The organism is uncultured Jatrophihabitans sp. (assembly GCF_964246335.1).
GTDB lineage: Bacteria > Actinomycetota > Actinomycetes > Mycobacteriales > Jatrophihabitantaceae > Jatrophihabitans.
Map to the genome: position 1 here is coordinate 3462 of NZ_CAXTQF010000092.1, position 6615 is coordinate 10076.

7 protein-coding genes are annotated in these 6615 nt (G+C 70.5%); 6 read left to right on the forward strand and 1 reads right to left on the reverse strand.

Going from position 1 to position 6615, the window contains the following annotated elements; all coding sequences use genetic code 11:
* The 5 genes from ACFFCN_RS17545 to ACFFCN_RS17565 form a co-directional block, all read left to right on the forward strand.
* Positions 1-1239, forward strand: a 1239-nt coding sequence (locus tag ACFFCN_RS17545; protein WP_375493746.1) for a cupin domain-containing protein, incomplete at its 5' end; no start/stop codon positions are given.
* 58 nt (positions 1240-1297) lie between these two features.
* Positions 1298-2254 (forward strand): sucrase ferredoxin, encoded by a 957-nt coding sequence (locus ACFFCN_RS17550; RefSeq protein WP_375493747.1) that lies wholly within the window; start codon positions 1298-1300, stop codon positions 2252-2254.
* Between the two features lie 45 nt (positions 2255-2299).
* Positions 2300-2587 (forward strand): hypothetical protein, encoded by a 288-nt coding sequence (locus ACFFCN_RS17555; RefSeq protein ID WP_375493749.1) that lies wholly within the window; start codon positions 2300-2302, stop codon positions 2585-2587.
* Positions 2584-4425, forward strand: a complete 1842-nt coding sequence (locus tag ACFFCN_RS17560) for a hypothetical protein (RefSeq protein WP_375493751.1) — start codon at positions 2584-2586, stop codon at positions 4423-4425. The genes ACFFCN_RS17555 and ACFFCN_RS17560 overlap by 4 nt, the downstream gene beginning before the upstream one ends.
* Positions 4426-4490: 65 nt before the next feature.
* Complete coding sequence (locus tag ACFFCN_RS17565; RefSeq protein ID WP_375493753.1) at positions 4491-5504, forward strand: hypothetical protein; 1014 nt, start codon at positions 4491-4493, stop codon at positions 5502-5504.
* 71 nt (positions 5505-5575) lie between these two features.
* On the opposite strand, the gene ACFFCN_RS17570 is transcribed toward ACFFCN_RS17565, so the two are convergent.
* On the reverse strand, positions 5576-6067 hold the full coding sequence (locus ACFFCN_RS17570) for an inorganic diphosphatase (RefSeq protein WP_375493754.1): 492 nt from the start codon (positions 6065-6067) through the stop codon (positions 5576-5578).
* An 88-nt stretch (positions 6068-6155) separates the two neighbouring features.
* Here ACFFCN_RS17570 and ACFFCN_RS17575 point away from each other — a divergent pair.
* Positions 6156-6615: D-alanyl-D-alanine carboxypeptidase (locus ACFFCN_RS17575; protein WP_375493756.1), on the forward strand; the 460-nt coding region annotated here is incomplete at its 3' end.

Here is a 6615-nt window from a genome sequence, read left to right on the forward strand (position 1 = left end):
CAACCAGAGCCGCGCCGGACGCGAGCGATCGCGTCCGGCGCTCTTGCGCGGTGCATCACCTGCGGCGTCGACGAGTTCGCCGACAGGTACTGGGCCCAGGCGCCGCTCCTGAGCCGCGCGGCCGAGCTGCCGCCGGGCGGCTTCTTCGACCTGCTCGACGCGAACGCCGTCGACGAACTCGTCTCCGAACGCGGCCTACGCACCCCGTTCCTGCGCATGGCCAAGGACGGCGACGTGCTGCCCGGCGCGCGGTTCACCCGCGGCGGCGGCGCCGGTGCCACCATCGCCGACCAGGTGGCCGACGACAAGGTGCTTGCCGCCATCGGCGACGGCGCCACGCTCGTGCTGCAGGCACTGCACCGCACCTGGCCGCCGCTCGTGCGGTTCGGCAGCGAATTGGCCGCCGAACTCGGGCACCCGGTGCAGATCAACGCCTACATCACCCCACCGCAGAACCAGGGCTTCGCACCGCACTACGACGTGCACGACGTGCTCGTCCTGCAGGTCGCCGGCCGCAAGAAGTGGACGATCCACGAGCCGGTCGTCACGGCCCCGCTGGACAACCAGCCGTGGGACCAGCGCAAGGACGCCGTTGCGGCGCGCGCTGCGGAGCGGCCGCTCATCGACACCGTTCTCGAACCGGGTGACGCGCTCTATCTCCCGCGCGGCACCATCCATGCCGCGCAGGCCCTCGGCGAGACATCGATCCACCTGACCGTCGGCATCCACCCCGTCACCCGCTACCAGCTCGCGCGGCATCTGCTCGACCTCGCGCAGGACAACGCGGCACTGCGCACGTCGCTGCCGATGGGTGTCGACCTCGCCGACCCCGCCCTACTCGCCGAGCACCTGCGCGCCACGGCCGATGCACTCAGCGCGGACGCCGCGCAGGCCGACGCCGCCGAGATCGCCCGGCGCGTCGGCACCGACCTCATGCGGCGCACCCGGCCCGAGCCGATCGGCCCGCTGGCGCAACTGGTCGCCGCCGACGCGCTCACCGGCGACACCCCGCTCGTCCTCCGCGCCGGGCTCCGGCTGCGGGTCGAGACCACCGCGGACGCGGTGCGTCTCGTGCTGCTCGACCGCACCGTCGAACTGCCGGCCGTCGCGGCGGACGCGGTCAAGACCCTCACCTCCGTAGCCGGCTGCACGCCCGCGGAGCTGCCGGGCCTGGACGCCGACGAGCAGCTCACGGTCTGCCGCCGGCTCGTGCGCGAAGGCGTGCTGCGACCGGCGTGAAGACACCCCACGAGAACGCTCCGCACAGAACACTCCGCGTCCGCGCGGGAACCGCGAAATGACAGTTCCCGCCCACCACTCGACACCGCGGCCGCGCGAGACCCTCGACCGGTGCGCCCTGCGCGCACAACTGCGCGGCGACCCGATGCTCGGCACGGCGTTCCCGGCCGCGGTGCTGCTGCTGGTCGAGCAACCCGGACCGTGGGGACGCAACGGCCTGCGCGACTCGCGTTTCGGCCCGCTCGCCGCACAGCTCGAGCGCCGCGCCGCTGCGGCCGGCGTACGGGTGCAGGCCATCCGGCGTCCGGGCCGCACCCGGCCGTCGCGCGCGCGCAGCTGGGCCTTCGTCGACACCCGCGACGGCGTCGAGTCGCTCGCCTGGGGCAGCTACGACGACCCCGCCCAACTGCTCGAGCTGCCGATCGCCGACTTCGTCGCCGACCCCTCGAGCACGGCACCGCACGCCACGCCGGACACCGAACCGCTCTACCTCGTGTGCGCGCACAGCAAGCACGACACGTGCTGCGCGCTGCGCGGGCGACCGGTCGCCGCAGCCATCGAGGCGCTGCGACCCGGCCGGGTGTGGGAGTGCAGCCACCTCGGCGGCGACCGCTTCGCGGCCAACGTGCTGGTCCTGCCCACCGGCCTGTCCTACGGCCGGGTGCTGCCCTTCGCGGCGCCGGAGTTCGTTGCGGCAGCGGAGGACGGCGAGGTGATCGGCGCTCTGCTGCGCGGACGCATCGGCTTGCCCGCACCCGCGCAGGCCGCGCTCGCGTTCGCGCACGAACACCTCGCGCTGCGCCGCCGGCGCGATCTCGTGGTCGAGTCGAGCGGGCCCTCGTCGGTCGGCGTGAGCGTCGTGCGCCTGCGCAGTCCGCACGGGCTGATCGACGTCACGGTCGCGGCCGAGCCGGTCGTCGGGGACGGGCTGACCTGTCGCAACCCCGGCCGGGCGCAGTTCGTCCAGTACCGCCCGATCGACATCCAGGTCGTGCACACGCCGTCGATTGGCTAAGATCCATATCTTCGACGCTCCTCCCGAGCGCCGCGGAGGTGGGCAATGGGCGGCGGCGGATCGGTCGGCGGTAATCCGGCCACGATCGCCGACGGCGGGGCCAAGTTGCGCACTGCGGCGTCCGGAGTGAGCAGCCGATCCACCGGCGCGAGCCACGCCGGGTCACAGGGCAGCTCCGCGGCCGGCGACGCCAGGATGGCTGCGGCGATCAGCCGCTTCGCTGCGGCGGCCGGCGCGATGACCGACGGCCTGGGCAAGCAGCTCGACGCCGCAGCGCTTCTCGCCACCAACGCATCGAAGGATCTGTCCACCGCCACTGGCGGCCACCGGTGAGTGGCCCGTTCGCACCGCCCGAGGGCGACGGCGGCAGCCTCACGTCAGCTGCGCGCACCATGAACAACGTCGGCACCGACGTTTCCCACGATACGAACAAGGTCAAGGGCGCCGTCGCGACCGCCCAGTCCGACTGGCGCGCCAAGCGGGAGGGCGACTTCTCGAGCGGCATGTTCGGCATCTCCGCGCAGCTCGTGCTGACCGAGGACGCCGTCGGCAGGGTTGCGACCGTCATGGGCCAGTACGCCAAGGCGCTGGCTGCGGCCACGTCCGAAGTCGCGCACCTCAAGTCGCAAGCCGACGCGCTGCAGGCACGCATCGACAAGGTGCCCAAAGGCGCCCAGCACGGCCCGCTGCTGCCAGGTGGTGACGACCCGGTCGTACTTGCCGTGCAGTTGCAGGCGCTGCAGACCAGGGCGACCGGCGTCAAGACCGCTCTGAGCAAGCTGGCCGGGCAGTTGGCGGCCGCGATCGACGAACAGACCAACAAGCTCGCACCACGAGGTGCCTCACTCGACCCGGCAGCGATCAGACGGCAGGTGCTGCACACCCTCGACGTCGACAAGCTCGGACCGAACGGTTCCGGGCTGAACCTGAAGACCGCGTGGTCGATCATGGGCACCGCGAAGGTGCAGGGCCAGCAGGTGCTCGATCTCGTCGAGGACAACAAGGACGGCGAGCAGGCGGGCGGCCCGACCACCCGGCTGCCGACCAACGTCGCGGAGTTGCAGCAGTTGCTCGACGCGGCGCGCGCGGACGGTGTCGCGCCGATGCACTACGGGGCGCTGCTGCACCAGTACTGGGTCGCGAAGGCCGCTCAGCGCGCCGGCATCGACCTGGACGGCTGGGATCCGCGGAAAGGCGTCGACGGCAACCGGTCCACGATCTCAGCGGTCTACAACTTCTACGGCAGCCTGTACCTGAAAAACCCGCGGCTGCAATGGGCCGGGTTGGCGAACCTCGTCGGTCCCACCTTTGCGGGCGGGTTCATGGACCTCGACGAGTTCAAGCACCTGGCCACCGAGCTCGGCAAGCCCATCGACAAGCTGCCCGGCTTCGTGCGCGCCGCCCTGCCGCCCGAGCTGCAGGCCCTCGACATGGTCAGCCATCTCAGCGCGTCCGAACTCGGCTGGTACGAGCACAAGTTCATGGCCATGCAGAAGCACATCTTCTTCGACATCGGCGCGCAACACGAGGCCTACATCGACGGCGGGACGACCGCCACCAACGAACTGGCACGCGCAGGTCTGATCGATCGCGCGACCAGCCTCGCCTGGCAGCAGATTCCGCACGGCGACGCAGCGCATCTGCGAGCAGCAACCACGCAGTTCGCCAATCGCGAGCAGAACACGGTCATCGCCGACCAGTACGACCAGATGGCCAACCACGACAAGCCGATCGGCCCGGTGATGACCTACCTGATGACAAGCGTCGGGTCGGCCTCGTTACCCGGCACCAAGACGCCCGGCCAGTACAAGCCCCTCACGCTCGGCGCGAGCGAGTCCCTGTCCGGGCCGCTCGGCATCGGGCATGAGAAAGTGAGCGCAACCGTGACGACGCCGTTGCCGGCGTTCAACATCGCGGATCGGCGCGCCCGCTGGGACTACATCAGGCACGACACGTTGCCCGCGTACTACAACCTGCTGGACAAGAACGGCGGCGCGGACGCCCGCACGCTGATCGGCTCGTCGATAGACGACCGGATACAGCAACAGCGCCTCGGCAACCGGATTCCGCAACTGTTGCACGACGGCCTGACGGACTGGGGTCTCGAGGTGGACAACGAAGTGGGTGCCTTCGGCGTGACCGTCGGCAGCCGCGAGCACGTCGGACGTTGAACGAGCGCCGCCGGGCGTTGATACCCGCCCTCTGCCTGCTGATCATCACATCCTTAGGAGGCTGCGTGATGACCACCTCCGCTGCTGGACAGCATTCGCGGTCGATCGTGCACGACAACAAGTTGACCTTGGATCTGCGCACTCGTCCGTCGCGGGCTGCGGTGGGGCTGACCGGTAACGACACGAACCAGGCCTACGACAGGTCGGGACCGATGCTGCAGGTCAAGGTTCGGTTGCCGGCGGGTGACGTGACATTGCCGTGTTTCAGCGTGTCGTTCAGCACCGACGACACGAGCGGCGCGGCCGGTCCGGCCAGGGACCGTGCGCCGAAGCAATTCGTGCTGAACCGCAGATTCGCCAACGGCGCCGATGCGCATGCGGCGATGGAGAGCGACGCGAAGGTCCTGGGGCTTCGGCAGCACGAGATCGACACCGCCTTCGCCCATGTGGGTGAGCGCGCTGCGATCCCGCAGAACGTCGTCTTGCACGGTTTCGTGCACGACTGGCTGTCGAACGAGGTCGAGGTGAACGACAGCGACGACGGCAAGGTGCAGGCGATCTACTACTTCAACATCGACAGCGTCAACAACCCGGCGACGGACAAGGTCGTACACGACGGTGTCTTCTCGCTCGACCTGACGAAGAAACCCACCCGCGAAGCTCTCGCCTTCCTGCCGCACTACCGTTCGGCCACGATCGCGCCCAGTTACTTCGCCCGGCTTCGCGTCGTCGTACTTCTCGGTGGCGATCAGCGTCTGGCCACGGAGGCCGACACCGTCCTGTCGGAATCGGCGGTGCACGGCCGGCCGGACACCGACGGGGTCGGCGAGCCGAGTCAGACGACGATCAACCGCAGCATGAGTGTCGACGCGGCGCGGCGCCAGCTCATGGAGCAGAGTTCCGCACTCGGCTTGCGCGAAGCGGACGTGGCGGCGGCCTTCCAGGGCAGCGGCCGGTCGCAGAAGACCTTCGTCGCGACCCGGACGGCGATCTACTCACTCGAGGTGGATGTCGACGCCCAGCTCAGTCAGCCCGGCGACAACGCTGCCGGCCTCACGTACGTGTTCCGCTACCGCTGATGAATCCTGCGCAGCGTCGCCCGGCGCCGGCTCTCGTCGTCCTGTGGCGCTCGCGCCCGTGACGGGACGGCTCAGCCGTCGCCTTCCTTCGCGCGCTGGTAGGAGCGGTTGATCTCGGCTTCGGCGTCCTTGCGGCCGGCCCAGCTGGCGCCCTCGACGCTCTTGCCCGGCTCGAGGTCCTTATAGACCTCGAAGAAATGCTGGATCTCCAGCCGGTCGAACTCGGGCAGGTGGTGGATGTCGCGCAGGTGCTCGAGCCGCGGGTCGGTGGCCGGCACGGCGATCACCTTGTCGTCGCCGCCCTTCTCGTCGGTCATCCGGAACATGCCGATCGTGCGGCACTTGACGAGGACGCCGGGAAACAGCGGGTCACCCTGCAGCACGACGAGCGCGTCCAGCGGATCGCCGTCCTCGCCCAGGGTGTCCTCGATGTAGCCGTAGTCGGCGGGGTACTGCGTCGAGGTGAACAGCGTGCGGTCCAGGCGCATGCGCCCCGACTCGTGGTCCACCTCGTACTTGTTGCGGCTCCCGCGCGGGATCTCGATGAGAACGTCGAACTCCACGAGACGTCGGCTCCTCAGGACAGCGCTGCGGCCGGCAGCGCGACGGCTTCGGGTCCGTGACCCCGTCCGGCCCTTAGTCTGACGCATCGTGAAGCGCTCGCGGGCGGCCGTCGCCGGACTGGTCGCCGTGATCGTCGTCCTTGCAGCCGGCGCGGCGGTCGCCGGCTCCTACATCACCAGCGCGGTGCGCATCCATCGGCACGTTGCCGCGACCTCGAGCGCATCGACGCCGGCCGCGGTACGCGCGGCGGCCGCCGCGCCGGCGGCGTCCCCGCCGGCAACCGCAACCACACCGCCCACGGCGGCCGGCGTCGCGCGCACCATCGCGGCGTCGCTGCGCGCATCCGCGCTGGGCGCCGATGTGCGTGCCCGTGTCGTCGACCTCGCCAGCGGCGCGGTGCTCTACGACCACGGCGGCGGCACCGCCGCGGCGCCGGCGTCCGTCGCCAAGATCCTCACGACGGCGGCGCTGCTGGACGTGCGCGCGCCCCCCCCCCCGCGGCGAACCACCGTGGTCGCCCGCGCGGGCGGCGCGGCGGTGCGCGTGG

Bases quoted from the DNA above. Each gene is read 5' to 3' on its own strand.
- ACFFCN_RS17550 (WP_375493747.1), top strand. From the start codon at position 1,298: ATGACAGTTCCCGCCCACCACTCGACACCGCGGCCGCGCGAGACCCTC.
- ACFFCN_RS17555 (WP_375493749.1), top strand. From the start codon at position 2,300: ATGGGCGGCGGCGGATCGGTCGGCGGTAATCCGGCCACGATCGCCGAC.